The organism is Kitasatospora sp. RG8, assembly GCF_017813315.1.
Taxonomy (GTDB): Bacteria; Actinomycetota; Actinomycetes; order Streptomycetales; family Streptomycetaceae; genus Kitasatospora.
In genome coordinates this window covers 17,698-33,443 of sequence record NZ_JAGIYX010000025.1, presented here as the reverse complement: position 1 = coordinate 33,443, position 15,746 = coordinate 17,698, and the positions used below count along the sequence as shown (strand labels likewise).

Annotated in this window: 14 protein-coding genes and 2 tRNA genes; 3 read left to right on the top strand and 13 right to left on the bottom strand. The window is 72.2% G+C overall.

The genetic code is table 11. The features are described 5' to 3' along the window. Positions 1-123: 123 nt before the first annotated feature. Positions 124-2,262, top strand: coding sequence for a Stk1 family PASTA domain-containing Ser/Thr kinase (gene pknB, locus J5Y04_RS29730; RefSeq protein ID WP_209415493.1), 2,139 nt, complete (start codon positions 124-126; stop codon positions 2,260-2,262). Positions 2,263-2,445: 183 nt separating this feature from the next. Here pknB and J5Y04_RS29725 read toward each other — a convergent pair whose 3' ends face one another. From J5Y04_RS29725 to J5Y04_RS29705, 5 genes are all read right to left on the bottom strand, one after another. Beyond that, entirely contained in the window at positions 2,446-3,279 is an 834-nt protein-coding gene (locus J5Y04_RS29725) for a class E sortase (protein WP_374106135.1), read from the bottom strand. A gap of 68 nt (positions 3,280-3,347) precedes the next feature. After that, the gene (locus J5Y04_RS42250) at positions 3,348-4,646 is read right to left on the bottom strand and encodes a class E sortase (protein WP_307853370.1); all 1,299 of its coding nucleotides are present in this window, start codon (positions 4,644-4,646) and stop codon (positions 3,348-3,350) included. Between the two features lie 5 nt (positions 4,647-4,651). Next, positions 4,652-5,314, bottom strand: a complete 663-nt coding sequence (locus J5Y04_RS29715; protein WP_148643810.1) for an aminodeoxychorismate/anthranilate synthase component II — start codon at positions 5,312-5,314, stop codon at positions 4,652-4,654. A 55-nt stretch (positions 5,315-5,369) separates the two neighbouring features. Then, positions 5,370-5,546 (bottom strand): hypothetical protein, encoded by a 177-nt coding sequence (locus tag J5Y04_RS29710; protein WP_174315663.1) that lies wholly within the window; start codon positions 5,544-5,546, stop codon positions 5,370-5,372. Positions 5,547-5,645: 99 nt separating this feature from the next. Continuing rightward, a complete protein-coding gene (locus J5Y04_RS29705; RefSeq protein ID WP_374106134.1) occupies positions 5,646-6,407 on the bottom strand; it encodes a DUF881 domain-containing protein in 762 nt (253 codons plus the stop codon). A 173-nt stretch (positions 6,408-6,580) separates the two neighbouring features. Between J5Y04_RS29705 and crgA the strand changes: the two genes are divergently transcribed. Continuing rightward, complete coding sequence (crgA, locus tag J5Y04_RS29700; RefSeq protein WP_209415492.1) at positions 6,581-6,832, top strand: cell division protein CrgA; 252 nt, start codon at positions 6,581-6,583, stop codon at positions 6,830-6,832. Between the two features lie 330 nt (positions 6,833-7,162). Here the strand turns inward: crgA and J5Y04_RS29695 are convergent, their stop codons facing one another. Then, complete coding sequence (locus tag J5Y04_RS29695) at positions 7,163-8,062, bottom strand: rhomboid family intramembrane serine protease (RefSeq protein WP_209415491.1); 900 nt, start codon at positions 8,060-8,062, stop codon at positions 7,163-7,165. A 277-nt stretch (positions 8,063-8,339) separates the two neighbouring features. On the opposite strand from J5Y04_RS29695, the gene J5Y04_RS29690 reads away from it, so the two are divergent. After that, positions 8,340-9,200 (top strand): DUF5324 family protein, encoded by an 861-nt coding sequence (locus tag J5Y04_RS29690; protein ID WP_209415490.1) that lies wholly within the window; start codon positions 8,340-8,342, stop codon positions 9,198-9,200. A gap of 89 nt (positions 9,201-9,289) precedes the next feature. Here the strand turns inward: J5Y04_RS29690 and J5Y04_RS29685 are convergent. From J5Y04_RS29685 to gyrA, 7 genes are all read right to left on the bottom strand, one after another. Then, positions 9,290-9,362: transfer RNA gene (locus J5Y04_RS29685), tRNA-Ala, on the bottom strand. 191 nt (positions 9,363-9,553) lie between these two features. Further along, positions 9,554-9,682: a DLW-39 family protein gene (locus tag J5Y04_RS29680; protein ID WP_014137031.1), complete on the bottom strand. Its 129-nt coding sequence runs from the start codon at positions 9,680-9,682 to the stop codon at positions 9,554-9,556. Between the two features lie 306 nt (positions 9,683-9,988). Further along, positions 9,989-10,303: a DUF6191 domain-containing protein gene (locus J5Y04_RS29675; protein ID WP_209415489.1), complete on the bottom strand. Its 315-nt coding sequence runs from the start codon at positions 10,301-10,303 to the stop codon at positions 9,989-9,991. Positions 10,304-10,430: 127 nt separating this feature from the next. Then, positions 10,431-10,507, bottom strand: a tRNA-Ile gene (locus J5Y04_RS29670). A 16-nt stretch (positions 10,508-10,523) separates the two neighbouring features. After that, complete coding sequence (locus J5Y04_RS29665; protein WP_209415488.1) at positions 10,524-11,909, bottom strand: cyclopropane-fatty-acyl-phospholipid synthase family protein; 1,386 nt, start codon at positions 11,907-11,909, stop codon at positions 10,524-10,526. A gap of 289 nt (positions 11,910-12,198) precedes the next feature. Beyond that, positions 12,199-12,933 carry a DUF3566 domain-containing protein gene (locus tag J5Y04_RS29660; RefSeq protein WP_307853369.1) on the bottom strand — a complete coding sequence of 245 codons (735 nt, stop codon included), beginning with the start codon at positions 12,931-12,933 and terminating at the stop codon, positions 12,199-12,201. A 150-nt stretch (positions 12,934-13,083) separates the two neighbouring features. Continuing rightward, on the bottom strand, positions 13,084-15,690 hold the full coding sequence (gene gyrA, locus J5Y04_RS29655; RefSeq protein ID WP_209415487.1) for a DNA gyrase subunit A: 2,607 nt from the start codon (positions 15,688-15,690) through the stop codon (positions 13,084-13,086). Positions 15,691-15,746 lie beyond the last annotated feature (56 nt).

The window sequence follows — 15,746 nt, the reverse complement described above, 5'->3', positions numbered from 1 at the left end:
CGCCCGCGAGGCGTCACAGGGTCCTGATCGCAGAACCACCCGGGGCCGGGCCGGCGTCACTCGGAGCGTGCGGGGACACCTACGTCACAACCTCACCGGCGGGTGAGGGAGAGGGTCGGAACTATGGAAGAGCCTCGCCGCCTAGGCGGCAGGTACGAGCTCGGCGGCGTCCTCGGACGCGGCGGCATGGCCGAGGTGTACCTCGCCCATGACACCCGGCTCGGCCGTTCCGTCGCAGTGAAGACGCTCCGGGCCGACATGGCCCGCGATCCGTCCTTCCAGGCCCGCTTCCGTCGTGAGGCACAGTCGGCGGCGTCGCTGAACCACCCCGCGATCGTCGCCGTGTACGACACCGGCGAGGACTACATCGACGGGATCTCCATCCCGTACATCGTGATGGAGTACGTCGAGGGGTCGACCCTGCGCGAGCTGCTGCACTCCGGCCGCCGGCTGCTGCCGGAGCGCGCGCTGGAGATGACCATCGGCATCCTCCAGGCCCTGGAGTACTCGCACCGGGCCGGCATCGTGCACCGCGACATCAAGCCGGCCAACGTCATGCTGACCCGGCAGGGCAACGTCAAGGTCATGGACTTCGGCATCGCGCGGGCGATGGGCGACGCCGGCATGACCATGACGCAGACCTCCGCCGTCATCGGCACCGCCCAGTACCTCTCCCCCGAGCAGGCCAAGGGCGAGCAGGTCGACGCCCGCTCGGACCTCTACTCCACCGGCTGCCTGCTGTACGAGCTGCTGACCGTGCGCCCGCCGTTCGTCGGCGACTCGCCGGTCGCGGTGGCGTACCAGCACGTCCGGGAGGAGGCGCAGCCGCCGTCCGCCTTCGACCCCGAGGTCCGCCCCGAGATCGACGCGATCGTGCTGAAGGCGCTCGCCAAGGACCGCGACTACCGGTACCAGAGCGCCGACGAGATGCGCGACGACATCGAGCGCTTCCTCGACGGCCTGCCGGTGGCCGCCGCCCAGCAGGCCGCCGCGTACGGCATGGGCGCCGGGGCCGGGTACGGCTACGACCAGAACGGCTACCCGCAGCAGCACGACCCGTACGGCCAGACCAACGTGCTGCCGCAGCAGCAGCCCGGCGGCCCCACCACGGTGCTGCCGCAGGCCGGCGGCCAGCCCGGCTACGGCCAGCAGCCCGGCTACCCGGACGACGGCTACGGCCAGACCTACGCCGGCGGGCAGGGCGGCGGCAACGACGGCTACGACGACGGCTACGGCCGCGGCGGCCGGCGCGGCGAGGAGCCGCCGAAGAAGAGCAACACCTCCTGGATCGTGCTGGCGGTCGCCGCCGTGCTGGTCCTGGTCGGCACCTTCTTCGTCGCCCAGGCGATGTTCAGCGACAAGAAGGACGAGAAGAAGGACGCGCCCAAGGTCACGGCGCCGAACCTGGTCGGCAAGAGCCTGGCGGACGCCAAGACCGCGGCCCAGCAGGCCGGTCCCAAGCTGGTGGTGACCGAGGGCGAGAAGATCGCCTGCCCGGACGCCGCCGTCAAGAAGGACCAGGTCTGCACCCAGACCCCGACGGCCGGCAACCAGGTCGCCGAGAGCGCCGTGATCACGGTGCAGCTCTCCTCCGGCCCGGCCAAGGCGAACGTGCCGAACGTGGTCGGCAAGACCAAGGACCAGGCCACCAAGGCACTCGCCGACGCCGGCTTCACCAACGTCACCACCGAGTACAAGGACGACGACACCGCTCCGCAGGAGACGGTCACCGCCCAGGACCCGGCGGCCAGCGCGCCCGGTGACCCGACCGCTCCGGTCAAGCTCACCGTGTCGCAGGGCAAGACCAAGGTCACCGTGCCCAACGTGGTCGGCCAGCAGAAGGAGGCCGCGCAGGCCGCGCTGGAGAGTGCCGGCTTCCAGGTCGACGCCTCGAAGACCGCGACGACCAACGACCCGACCAAGGTCAACACCGTCCTCTCGCAGTCGGTCCCGGCCAACAGCAAGGCCCCGGCCAACGCGAAGATCGTCCTGACCGTCCTCAAGGCACCGGACAAGGCCACCGTTCCGCCGCTGCAGAACCAGAAGCTCCAGGACGCGATCGAGAAGCTGGGGAAGGCCGGCCTCGGCTACAGCGTCGTCGGCCCGCAGGACCCGAACTCGGTGGTTCTGGGCACCAACCCGCCGGCGGGCACCCAGCTGGACCCGAACACGCAGGTGATCCTGATGACCAAGCCGGCGGAGCCTGCCAAAGGGGACACCCCCACCCCATCCGCCACCCTCCCCAAAGGGGGAAACAACTAAGCCCTGGTTCCCCTGGCTCTGAGGCAACGCCCGAGGGCCCGTCGCAATCGCTGCGACGGGCCCTCGGGCGTTCCCACAGGTGCTCGGGAGAGCGGCGCGGCTCCGGCGGGCGCTCAGGAGTGGCGCAGCTCCGGCGGGCGCTCCGGCGGGTGCTCGGGAGAGCGGCGCGGCTCCGGCGGGCGCTCAGGAGTGGCGCAGCTCCGGCGGGGGCGTCCGCTTGGCGTCCATCTCGTCGACCCGCACCAGGCTGCCCCAGACGGCCATCCGGTAGCGCGAGGTGTAGACCGGCGTGCAGGTGGTCAGCGTGATGTACCGGCCCGGGCCCTGGTAGCCCGAGCCCTTGGGGACGGGCGCCACGATGCCGGTGTCGTACTTGGACGTCTCCGGCAGGGTGTTGTCGACCTTGTAGACGTACCACTTGTCCTTGGTCTCGACCACGATCGCGTCGCCCTTGTGGACGGCGTCCAGGTCGTGGAACTTCGCCCCGTGGCCGTCCCGGTGCGCGGCCAGGGCGAAGTTGCCGGTCTCGTCCCACGGCATCGCCGCGCGGTACGGCTGCTCGTACACCCCGGCGACGCCCTCGGCCAGGGTGTCGGTGTCGGTACCCATCCGGATCAGCACCTGGTAGTCCCGGCCCATCGCCGGGACGTGCAGGAACCCGACGCCCTCACCCGCAGCGTAGGCCGGGCCCGGCGTTCCCGTGGCCCCGGGGGACGCCGTCGCCCCCGGGGAGGCCGGGGCAGGAGCGGCGGGAGTGGTGGGAGCGGCGGTGGGGCCGGCCGCCCAGGAGCTGCGCAGCCGGTCGGCGGCCCGGTCCGCGGAGGCGTCGGCCTGCACGTTGGTCCACCAGAGCGAGTACGCGACGAACAGGCCCAGCACCAGGCCGAGGGTGATCAGCAGCTCGCCGAAGACCCCCAGCGCGGCCAGCGCGCGGCCGCGGGCCCGGCCGCGGGGCGGGGGAGGCGGTGGCGGGAAGGCCTCCTCGGCCACCGGTTGCGCCGTCGCGTCCTGGGTCACTGTGCTCCCCCTCGTCCCTGTCGACCGGTGCGGCGGCCGTCCGCCGCCGCACCGCGCTGCCGCGGCCGCTAGCCGGCCGTGAGCCCGGCCGGTTTGCCCTGGCTCCGCGGCCGTTCCTCGATCATCTTGCCAAAGACGATCAGCCGGGCCTTGGAACTGAACTCCGGGGTGCAGGTGGTCAGCGTGATGTACCGGCCGGGCTGGTTGTACCCGGAGCCGTTGGGCACCGGCTTGATCACGCTCACGTTGGACGGCGGGGTCTCCGGGATGCCGCCGGTGACCTCGTACGTGTAGTACGCGGTCGCGGTCTCCACCACGACCTTGTCGCCCTTGGTGAGCTGGTTGATGTGCCGGAACGGCTCGCCGTGGGTGTTGCGGTGCGCGGCGAGCGCGAAGTTGCCGGTCTTGTCGGCCGGCATCCCGGTACCGGTGTAGTGGCCCACCAGGCCCTTGTCGAGCACCGCCGACTTGGAGGTGCCCTCGGCGATCGGGAACTTCAGGCCCAGCTTCGGCAGGTAGACGATCGCGAAGCCCTTGCCGGGCTCGAAGGTCTCGGGCTTGGCCGGGTCCGGCGCCGGCTGCCCGGACGCGCCGGGCGCCGGCTGGGGGGAGCCGAACTGCTGCTCCAGCTGGTTGCGGGCGCCGTCGGCGGCCGCGTCGGCCTGCACGTTGGTCCACCAGAGCTGGTAGGAGACGAACAGCAGCATCACCAGGCCGAGCGTGATGCAGAGCTCGCCGACGAACCGGGCGGCCACCACGGCCACCGGCTCCTTGGGGCGTGCCGCTCCCCCGGCGCCTGCCCGGCCGCTCGCGCGGCGTCGACCGCCGCCCGAACGCACCGCCATCCGGCCCTGCGCGGCCCGCCGACGCTCCGCCCGGCCGCCGGGCGGCGGCCCGGCCGCACCGGCGGAGGCCGGCAGGAGCCGCAGCTGGAGCGTCTGGTCGGCCAGCCAGGGGTACTCGGGCTGACCGGGGCCGTCGGGCACCCCGGCCGCGTCGGGGCCTCCCGAGCCGTCCTGACGGGGCTCCAGGGGCTCCTGGGGCTGCCCGGGCGGCCCGGCCTGCTCGTAGACGCCCCAGCCGTCCTCGGCCCCGCCCTGGGCGGGCTGCTGCGCCTGGTAGGGGTCGTACTGCTCGTACTGGCCGTCCTGCCGGTACTGGCCCCCCTGTTGGCCGCCCTGCTGGCCCCCCTGCTGGAAGTGGCCGTCCTGCTGGTGCTGCTGGTGCTGCCGGTCGGCCCCGGGCCCGCCGTACTGCGGGTTCTCCGGCCCGTACGGGCCGCCGTGGCCCTGGGAGTAGCCGTACCGGCCGCCCTCGTGCGGGCCCGCCCCCGACTGGTAACGCCCCTCCGGACGCACCGCGGTCACGCCGCTCAGCCCCGGCCGATCACCGGGGCGAGCCCGGCCGAACGGCCGACGGCCTGCGGATCGCCGCACTCGGCCAGCCAGTTGGCCAGCATCCGGTGCCCGCCCTCGGTGAGCACCGACTCCGGGTGGAACTGCACCCCCTCGACCGGCAGTTCACGGTGCCGCAGGCCCATGATCACGCCGCTCCCGGTCCGGGCGGTGACCACCAACTCGTCCGGCACGGTGGCCGGCTCGACCGCCAGCGAGTGGTACCGGGTCGCGGTGAGCGGCGAGGGCAGGCCCTCGAAGACCCCGCCGTCCTCGTGGTCCACCAGCGAGGTCTTGCCGTGCAGCAGCTCGGGCGCCCGGCCGACCACCGCGCCGTACGCGACGGCGATCGACTGCAGGCCCAGGCAGACGCCGAAGACCGGCAGCCCGATGCCCGCGCAGTGGTGCACCATCTCGATGCAGACCCCGGCCTCCTCCGGCGCACCGGGCCCGGGGGAGAGCAGCACCCCGTCGAAGCCCGTCCCGCCGTCGCGGCGCACCGCGTGTTCGACCGTCACCTCGTCGTTGCGCACCACCTCGCAGGTGGCACCGAGCTGGTAGAGGTACTGGACCAGGTTGAAGACGAAGCTGTCGTAGTTGTCGACGACCAGGATGCGGGGCTGGCTCGGCTGGGTGGTCATTCGCGCGCTATCTCCGTGGGATGCGGGGGCTGGGAGGAGGAGCAGTGCCGCCGGGTCAGCCCGCGGCGCCGTCGCCGCCGTCCACTGTGACGTCGCCGAAGGGGAGCAGCGGTTCCGCCCACGGGAAGACGTACGTGAAGAGGAGGTAGACCAGCCCCAGGACGAGGAGCAGCGAGATGAAGGCCCGGACCAGGGTGTTCCCCGGAAGGTGACGCCAGATCCAGCCGTACATGGTGCTCCCTCGACGTAACAGACTGGGGTCAAGAGTAGACCCGTGATCCGGGGCCGCGGGGCGGGCTTCCCGCACTGGCACCCGAGCGCGGGGCGCGCGCTACTGGCCGCCCGCCGAGCGCAGGTCGGCGGTGCCGGAGTAGCCGGGCACGGTGAGGTCGCCGCTCTCCTGGACCTTCCAGCCCAGCCCGTACGCCTGCACGTACTGCAGGTAGTTGCGGATCGTCGGGTCCGCCTCGACCGCCGTCCGCAGCGCGTCCGTCCTCCCGACGGCCTTCACCACGTAGGGCGGCGAGTAGACGCGGCCCTGCAGCAGCAGGGTGTTGCCGACGCAGCGGACGGCACTGGTGGAGATCAGCCGCTGGTCCATCACCTGCACGCCCTCCGCGCCGCCCCGCCAGAGCGCGTTGACGACCGCCTGGATGTCCTGCTGGTGGATGACCAGGTCGTTGACGCCGGGCTCGGGCACCCCGGGGATGCGCGCGGTGGCGTTCGGCGGGGCGTCGTTGAGGGTCACGGTGAGGCCGGGCCCCTGGAGCGGCTCCAGCGCGGCGCCCTGCCGGAGCGCGTCCTGCCGGGAGACGTCGGCGGGGTTGCCGCCCTGCTGCTCGGTGAGCTCCTGCGAGCGGGCCTGGAGATCGGCGAGCTGCGCCTGGGACTGCTGGTTCTGCGCGCTGCGCTGGCGTATCACGTCGCTGAGGCTGAGCAGCGAGTTGTCGGTGCGCAGGTCGGTCCCGCGGGCGGTCTGCGCGCTGATGTAGAAGAGCAGTCCGGCGAGCGCGAAAACGGCGCAGGTCAGGGCACGGCCGACAATTCGGGTGCCGGAGGAGCGACTACCGGCAGGCCGAGGGGGAATCGACAAATTAGTCACCGTACCCTTATCTCCTTCGGACCCGCCGAGCCACTACGCTAACGGACGCCGGTGGCATGTGCGGGGGCGGTCCCCATAGCGTTCTCCACAACCGCCATCGCCGGCCGCCCGACCCCCGCTGAACCCCTGCGCGGTCTCACAGCGCATCGACAGGAGAGCTCCTCGTGCCGAAGTCTCGACTCCGCAAGAAGTCCGATTACACCCCGCCGACCACGGCCGCCGCGGTGAAGATCAGCACGGGCCGCAGCTGGGTTGCCCCCCTGATGCTGGCCCTGTTCCTGGTCGGACTGGTGTGGATCGTCACCTACTACGTGACCAGTGGCAGCTGGCCGGTCGAGAGCTGGCACAACTGGAACATCCTGGTGGGCTTCGGCTTCATCGCGGCGGGGTTCGGCGTCTCCACCCAGTGGAAGTGACGGGGCTCCAGCCCTGAGCGCGCGAGCGCCGTCCCGGGAGGACTTCCGCCCGGGGCGGCGCTGCGGTGTGCCCGGACGCGGCCGTGCGCCCGGAGTTCCACCATCCGGTTATCCCGCTTATCGCGCTTATCCACATGGTTATCCACACTGGGGAAAAGTCCTCCCGGCCTGTGGATAACCTGCGCCGCGCGCCCTTTCCACACCCCCGCGCGCCGTCCCCCGAATGCCGAATAGGCACAGCGGGACACGCGTAGAACAGCAGTCCACAGGGCACTCGCCCAACTGGCTGTGCACGACTTCCCACCCGCTGTGGACAAACGTCCGGGCGCGTCACCCGCCGTAGCGGGCCATCCCGACCAGGACCATCGCCAGCACCAGGCCCGCCATCGCGGCCACCGTCACCGTCTGGACGGGCAGCCGGCGGGCCGGCGGGGCGTACATCAGGCCGATCGCGGTGAGCGTCCCGGCGATCAGCCCGCCGAGGTGCGCGCGCCAGTCGATGCCGCTCACCGAGAAGGTGACGATCAGGTTGAAGACCAGCAGCGCGACCACCGGGCCGAGCGGCATCCTGGTCCGCTTGTACATCACCACGGTGGCGCCGAGCAGGCCGAAGATGGCGCCGGAGGCACCCAGCGAGTTCATGAAACCGCCGGCCAGCAGGAAGGCGAACGCGCTGCCGGCCAGGCCCGAGACCAGGTAGACCGCCAGGAAGCGGACCCGGCCGAGGGCCGCCTCCAGCGGCGGGCCGATCACCCAGAGCATCACCATGTTGGTGGCGATGTGCCAGGGCTCGACGTGCAAAAAGGTCGCGGTCAGCAGCCGGTACCACTGGTCCAGTCCGGCCGCGACGCCGTACGGGAACCCGGTGATCTGCGGGCCCACGCTGAACAGCGAGAGGTCCTCGGACAGCCACGGCTTGAGCACGTAGGCGGCGAGGACGAAGACCACCAGGTTGACCCCGATCAGGGCCTTGGTGACCAGCGCGCCGTCCGCGGTCAGCTGCCCGCCGAACCGGGTGGTGGCCTGCCGGACCTCGCGGTTGGCGCCCTGGACGCACTCCGGGCAGTGGAAGCCCACCGAGGCGCTCACCATGCACTGCGGGCAGATCGGCCGGCCGCAGCGGGAACAGCCGATGCCCGTCTCCTGCCCGGGGTGGCGGTAGCAGTGCGCCAGGCCTCCCCCGGGCCCCGGGGTCCGGTCCGTCGGCGGCCTGGGCTCGTCCGGGAGCATCAGCGGTTTCCCCTTCTCGCACGCCTGCTACGCAATCCCGGCGGCGCCCCGCCGAACGGGGTACACCGGCATCGCCAGCGTACTGCGACGGGATCGGCCCCGGGCGGCCCCGCCCCACGTCGCCGTACCGGTCTCCTTCGGCGCCGCCCCCCGGCCTCCCTCCGCCCGCACCGCCCCGCGTACGGCCCATCCCGGAGTGCTGCGGGACAAATCACCATGCATGATCAGCATTCAGGTGGATATGTGCATATAGGACGCCACCCAGGAGGAGAGACTCGTGACCCGTTTGGACTCAGCTCGTGAGACGGCCGGAAAGACCCGGGACACCCTCGCGCCCTACGCCGTGACCGCCAAGGTGACCGCGGTGCACCTCGCGGACGGCGCCAAGCAGCGGCTGGGCCCCGCCCTGGACGCGGTCGGGCCGAAGGCCGCCCACGCCGCCCACAGCGCCCGCGTCCAGTACGTCAAGCACGTCGCCCCGCAGCTCGGTCACGCCTTCGCCAGCCTGCCGCCCGAGGCCCAGCAGAACGCCCTCAAGGCCCTGCACCGCGCCCAGGAGGCCGCCCTGGCCGCCCGGCTCTCCGCGGCGCGCGCCACCGACCAGGCCCGGACCACGATCGGCCCCAGGGTCGTCCAGGCCGTCGAGGAGGCCCGCGCCACCGTCGTCCCCGTGGCGGTGGAGGCCCAGACCCGCGGCGCCGCCGCGCTGACCGCCCTGCACGGCAACGTCACCTCCGCCGAGATCAGCGAGCTCGCCGCCCGGAACGCCAGGAGGGAGCACCGCAGCGGCTGGGCCACCGGCCTGGCGGTCGCCGGCGCCCTCGCGATCGGCAGCGGCATCGTGGCCTGGCAGTGGTGGCGCCACCACAGCAACCCCGAGTGGCTGGTCGAGCCCCCGGCCCCCGAGCGGACCGCGGCCACCGGCGCCACGGCCACCACGTCCCGCAACTCCGGCGCCCACGCCTCGGGCAGCGCCGGCCAGACCGACGCCCAGATGAACGGCTCGGGCACCGGGTCCGACGCCGCCGGCCCCCACGCGGAGGCGGGCACCACCGCCCCCAAGCCCGGCCCGCCGCCCGGCAAGCCCGCCCCCGACGACGACCGCCCCAAGCCGCACGACCCGCGCAAGCCGCACTGACCGGCCCGCCCCGGGTGTCCAGCACACCCGAAAACGCCGATCGGCCGCTGACCCGGATTCAGGTCGGCGGCCGATCGGCTGTTCCACTGTGGAGCTTAGGAGACTCGAACTCCTGACATCTGCCTTGCAAAGGCAGCGCTCTACCAACTGAGCTAAAGCCCCTCGACGGCACTGTGCGCACCGTCGGGCACTAGCGTACCGGGTTCCGGCGGGAATCCCACGCCCTCCCCGGAACCTCACGCCCCGACGGTGCCGGGAAAGCCGGCCGCCCCGGTCACCCGACCGGGCCGGCCGACCCGGGAGACGCCGTGCGGCGCCTCCGAAGATCGTCGATCGTCAGATCGTCCGGGTCCTCAGCGACCGGCCGGGACCGGGTCGGTGGCCTCGGTCCACAGGTCCTGCTCGGCGCGGTCCGCCTGGACCTGACGGTAGACAAAGAAGCCGCCGAGGGCGACCAGGGCGACCAGGAGAAGCTTCTTCACCGCGGGACCTCGTCCTTCTTGCGTAGCGGACTCAACAGCCGTGCTCCGACCGGATGGCCGGGCCGACGAGTCCATGATTTGTTACGAGCACGAACGGGCTGCCGGGTGCCAGACTGCCCTTGCGGCCGATGATACACACCGGTGTCCCAATCGTGACCAGCCGCCGCTGCCTCCAACCGACCGGTCCGGCCGGAGGATTGACGCCGCACCTTCTGTCGTACGGTCGGCCCGGCCCGAGCCCGGCCCGACGGGGTCCCCGGCCCGCCCCGCACGGGTCGTCCACCGGCCCGCGCAGGCCCTCGGCGGCTAGTCCCGCGCCGGCGGCACCACCACGGCGGTACCGGCCGCCAGGTCCACCCTGGTCCTCGGCGGCGCCCCCTCGCCCTCCTCGTCGCGCAGCATCAGGGTGCTGCGCCGCTCGTCGAGCTCGTGCTGCTTGCCCGCCGCGAACTGCGCGTGCAGCTGCTCGAACCCGGTCGCCGAGACCTGCCCCTCCCGGCCCGTTCCCCGCCACGGGATCCAGCGCGACTTCCGCGCCCACAGTGCCGTCTGGTCGACGAAGGCCAGCACGACCAGCGCGCAGACCAGCCCGGGAATGCTCATCGCCCAGAACAACGCCATGCCGTCACCGCCCGCCGTGCCCGTCCGCCCCCACCGACCGGAGAACTCCCGGGCACGGCACGCAGTTCCTCCGGGCCCCCGGGAACGCCGAAGGGCCCGGAGCGAGATCGCTCCGGGCCCTTCGCGGTGGTGGGCCTAACAGGACTTGAACCTGTGGCCTCTTCCTTATCAGGGAAGCGCTCTAACCGTCTGAGCTATAGGCCCTTGCCGCACTGAAAGATTAGCGGACCGACGGCCGATCTCCAAAATCCGGTCCGGCGGGGCTCGCGGCAGGGGTCTGCTGGTGAGGGGCGGTGGCGGGACGGAGCAGCCACTCCTCGCGGGTGGCGGGGAGACGGGCGGCGCCCTCGGGGCCGGTGCGGACGGCGAGGATCTGGTTCACGCCGATCCGGTTCTCCTCGAAGGCGAGCGCGGAGGCCGCCATGTAGAGCCGCCAGACCCGGGCCCGGCCGCGGCCGACCAGCCGGACGGCCTCCGTCCAGCGCACCTCCAGGTTGGCCACCCACTCGCGCAGGGTCAGCCCGTAGTGCTCGCGCAGCGACTCGACGTCGCGCACCTCGAAGCCGGCCTCCTCCAGCCGGGCCACCGTGGAACCGACGGGGGAGAGCTCGCCGTCAGGGAAGACGTAACGGTCGATGAAGGGGCTGGGGCGGTACGGCTCACCCGGGTGGTTGGGACGGCGGGCGATCTGGTGGTTGAGCAGGCGGCCCCCGGGCACCAGCAGCCGGTACAGGCCCGCGGCGTAGACCCGGTACTGCTCGGTGCCGACGTGCTCGGCCATGCCGACGCTGGAGATCGCGTCGAACGGGCCGTCCGGGACCTCCCGGTAGTCCTGGAGGCGGATCTCCACCCGGTCGGCGAGGCCGGCCTCCTCGACCCGCCGGCGGGCCAGCGCCACCTGCTCCTCGGAGATGGAGACGCCGACCGCCGTGACGCCGTAGTGCGCGGCCGCGTGCAGCACCAGCGAGCCCCAGCCGCAGCCGACGTCCAGCAGCCGCATCCCCGGCCGCAGGCCGAGCTTGCGGCAGATGAGGTCGAGCTTGGCCTCCTGCGCCGCCTCCAGGCTCTTCGCGGCGGGCGCCCAGTACGCGCAGGAGTACACCATCGACGGGCCCAGGACGAGGCCGTAGAAGTCGTTCCCGACGTCGTAGTGGTGGCTGATGGCCGCGCGGTCCCGGCTGCGGCTGTGCAGCCGCCCCTGGACCGCCCTGGCCTCCTCCGGCGGCGGGGTGGGCTGCGGGCCCAGCGCACCGGCCCGCAGCAGGGCCCGCAGCACCGCGCGGCCCTTGGGGCCGAGCACGTCGGCCGGGCCCAGCCGGAGCAGCCGGATCTCGGGGCGCTCGGAGAAGTGCGCGACCGCCGTCAGCACCTCGTAGAGGTCGGTCCCGGGCGCGACCTCCAGGTCGCCCGATACGTAGGCCCGGGCCAGGCCCAGCTCGCCCGGCTGCCAGAGCAGGCGGCGCAGCGCGCGGCGGTTGCGCAGCACGACGGTGGGCGCCCCCGGCGGCCCGGCCGTGCTGCCGTCCCAGACCTGTACCCGCAGTGGCACCGGGGCCCCCAGGAGCCCCTCCAGGGCCTCGACCAGTTGCCTTGCGAGCTGAGCCATCGCGCGCCTCCGTCCAGCCGTACCTGCACAGCCGTGCCCTCCCCGGCCGTTCGGACCGGGGGGCGGCCTGCGGCACTCGGAAACTCGACACGAGCGCACCCAGCAAATCCCACCGTGGCGGACGCCGATCCGGGCGGCACGCCGCGGGGGTCGGCTGTCACCCGAACGCCGACGGGCCCCGCAGGCTGGAACAGCCTGCGGGGCCCGCTCATTCCGTACACCGGGGAATTTCTGACCTGGGGTCAGCCACCGGCCACGGTGGCCGGAAACGGCTCCTCCCGGCCCGAGGTCAGTCCTCCTCGGCCAGGGTCAGCTCGATGCCGCCGGTGAAGCCGGCCGCGGCGTTGTAGATGAACGCCGAGAGCGTGGAGAGCGCGGTCAGCAGCACCACGTCGACCACGGCGATCAGCGAGGTGAAGGTCATCACCTTGCCGAACCCGACGTAGTCCATCAGGTTGATGCCGCTGTTGGGGGCCTCGCCGGCGGTGACCTCCTTGAGGGTCTTGGTCAGCGAGTCGAAGACCCCGAGCGAGTCCAGCGTCATCCACAGCACGGCGGCCGCCACGATGATGATGATCCCGACCGCCACCGACAGCAGGAAGCTGACCTTCATGACCGACCACGGGTCGGCCTTGGTGATCCGCAGCCGGGCCTTGCGGGTCCGGCCCAGGCCCGGCCCGGCCGCGGCCGGCGCGGCGGCCGGACGGCGCGGGGCACCGCCGGGGACCGGCGTGCCGCCGGGCGGGGTGTTACCGCTCACCCGGGTGCCCCGGGGCGGCGTCGGCTGCCCCTTGGCGTACGTGGTCGGCTGCGAGAACCCGCCCGCCGACGGCGGGGGCGTGGCCGGCTGGCCGCCGTACGTCGCCCCGCCGCCCTGACCCGCCGCACCGACCGGTGGCATCAGCGAGGTGGACGAAGCCGGGTGCTCGGCCGGCGGCTGCGGCACCCCGTAGCCCCCGCCGCCCTGTGCTGCGCCCGGACGGCCGCCGGTGGCTCCTCCCGCAGCACCCGTGGCTCCACTCACTGGTCCTCCCGCACTTCCCACCAGGACGGCAACACCGTCCTGCGTCGTCACTCGTCATCCAGCGCCCGGCGGGATTGCCCGGAACTGGTCGGCGGCCGGTGCCGCCGCGCCCATCCTTCTCGACGCTGCGACACCGGCCCACGGTTCGGCTCAGGCCTGGGCGTCCTCGCCGCCGGCGACCGTCTCCGTACCCTCGGCCACCTCGGGGGACTCGGTGCCTGCGACCTCGTCCTCCAGCGACTCCTCGTCCTCGGCCTCCGCGTTGCGGGCCATGCCCACGACCGCGTCGCGCTTTCCGAGGTTGATCAGTTGGACGCCCATGGTGTCACGTCCGGTTTCACGAACCTCGGAAACCCTCGTGCGGATCACCCCACCCGACAGGGTGATCGCCATGATCTCGTCGGTGTCGTCGACCACCAGCGCGCCGACCAGCGAGCCCCGGCCCTCGACGATCTTCGCCGCCTTGGTGCCGTAGCCGCCGCGTCCCTGGACACGGTACTCGTCCACCCCGGTGCGCTTGGCGTAGCCGCCGTCGGTGGCGGTGAAGACGAACGTGCCCGGACGGACGACGTTCATCGAGAGCAGCTCGTCGTCCTCGCGGAAGGACATGCCCTTGACGCCGGAGGTGGCGCGGCCGGTGGGCCGCAGCGCGTCGTCGGTCGCGGTGAACCGGATCGACTGGGCCTTCCGGGAGACCAGCAGCAGGTCGTCCTCGGCGGAGACCAGCTCGGCACCGATCAGCTCGTCGTCCCGGCCGTGCTCGTCCTGGCGCAGGTTGATCGCGATCAGGCCGCCGGAGCGCGGGGAGTCGTAGTCCTTCAGGGCGGACTTCTTCACCAGGCCGGCCCGGGTGGCGAGGACGAGGTACGGCTTGTCCTCGTAGGTGCGCACCGCCATCACCTGGGTGATGTGCTCCTCCGGCTGGAAGGCCAGCAGGTTGGCCACGTGCTGGCCGCGGGCGTCGCGCCCGGCGTCCGGCAGCTCGTAGCCCTTGGCGCGGTAGACCCGGCCCTTGTTGGTGAAGAACAGGATCCAGTTGTGCGTCGTCGTCACGAAGAAGTGGTCGACGATGTCGTCCTGCTTCAGCTGGGCGCCGCGCACGCCCTTGCCGCCGCGCTTCTGCGAGCGGTAGAGGTCGGAGCGGGTCCGCTTGACGTAGCCGCCACGGGTGATCGTGACGACGATGTCCTCCTCGGCGATGAGGTCCTCGATGGAGAGGTCGCCGTCGGAGGGGATGAGGGTGGAGCGCCGCTCGTCGCCGTACTTCTCGACGATCGCGGTGAGCTCCTCGGAGATGATCTCCCGCTGGCGGACCGGGGAGGCGAGGATCGCGTTGTACTCGTCGATCTTGCGCTGCAGCTCGTCGTGCTCGTCCATGATCCGCTGGCGCTCCAGGGCGGCCAGCCGGCGCAGCTGCATCTCCAGGATCGCGTTGGCCTGGATCTCGTCGATGGTGAGCAGGTTCATCAGGCCGCTGCGGGCCGCGTCGGCCGACTCGGAGGCCCGGATCAGCGCGATGACCTCGTCGATCATGTCCAGCGCCTTGAGCAGGGCGCGCAGGATGTGCGCGCGCTCCTCGGCCTTGCGCAGCCGGAACCGGGTGCGCCGGACGATGACCTCGACCTGGTGGTTGACCCAGTGCCGGATGAAGGCGTCCAGCGCGAGCGTGCGCGGCACGCCGTCGACCAGGGCCAGCATGTTGGCGCCGAAGTTGGTCTGCAGGTCGGTGTGCTTGTAGAGGTTGTTCAGCACGACCTTGGCGACGGCGTCGCGCTTGAGCACGATGACCAGGCGCTGGCCGGTGCGCGAGGAGGACTCGTCGCGGACGTCGGCGATGCCGGCGATCTTGCCGTCCTTGACCAGGTCGGCGATCTTCAGGGCGAGGTTGTCCGGGTTGACCTGGTAGGGCAGCTCGGTGATCACCAGGCACTGGCGGCCCTGGATCTCCTCGACCTCGACCACCGCGCGCATGGTGATCGAGCCGCGCCCGGTCCGGTACGCCTCCTCGATCCCGCGGCGGCCGACGATCAGGGCGCCGGTCGGGAAGTCCGGGCCCTTGATCCGCTCGATCAGGGCCTCCAGTAGTTCCTCGTTGGAGGCGTCCGGGTGCTCCAGCGCCCAGAGGGCACCCGAGGCGACCTCGCGGAGGTTGTGCGGCGGGATGTTGGTGGCCATGCCGACCGCGATGCCGGTGGCACCGTTGATCAGCAGGTTGGGGATGCGCGCGGGCAGGACGGTGGGCTCCTGCGAGCGGCCGTCGTAGTTGGCGGCGAAGTCGACGGTCTCCTCGTCGATGTCGCGCATCATCTCCATGGCCAGCGGCATCATCTTGCACTCGGTGTAGCGCATGGCCGCCGCCGGGTCGTTGCCCGGGGAGCCGAAGTTGCCGTTGCCGTCCACCAGCGGCATCCGCAGCGACCACGGCTGGGCCAGGCGGACCACGGTGTCGTAGATCGAGGTGTCACCGTGCGGGTGGTAGTTGCCCATGACGTCGCCGACGACGCGGGCGCACTTGTAGTAGCCCTTCTCGGGGCGGTACCCGCCGTCGTACATCGCGTAGAGCACGCGCCGGTGCACCGGCTTGAGGCCGTCGCGGACCTCGGGCAGCGCGCGGCTCACGATCACGCTCATCGCGTAGTCGAGGTAGGAGCGCTGCATCTCGGTCTCGAGCTCGATCGGCTCGACCCGGGAGACGAAGGTGTCCGTGGTGGTGCCGGCGTCCGGCTGCTCGCCGTCGGGACGGTTGTCGTCGACCACTGGTGGTCAGTTTCCTTTCACGCGTGACTGGACTGTGCTGACGGGGGCGGACCCCG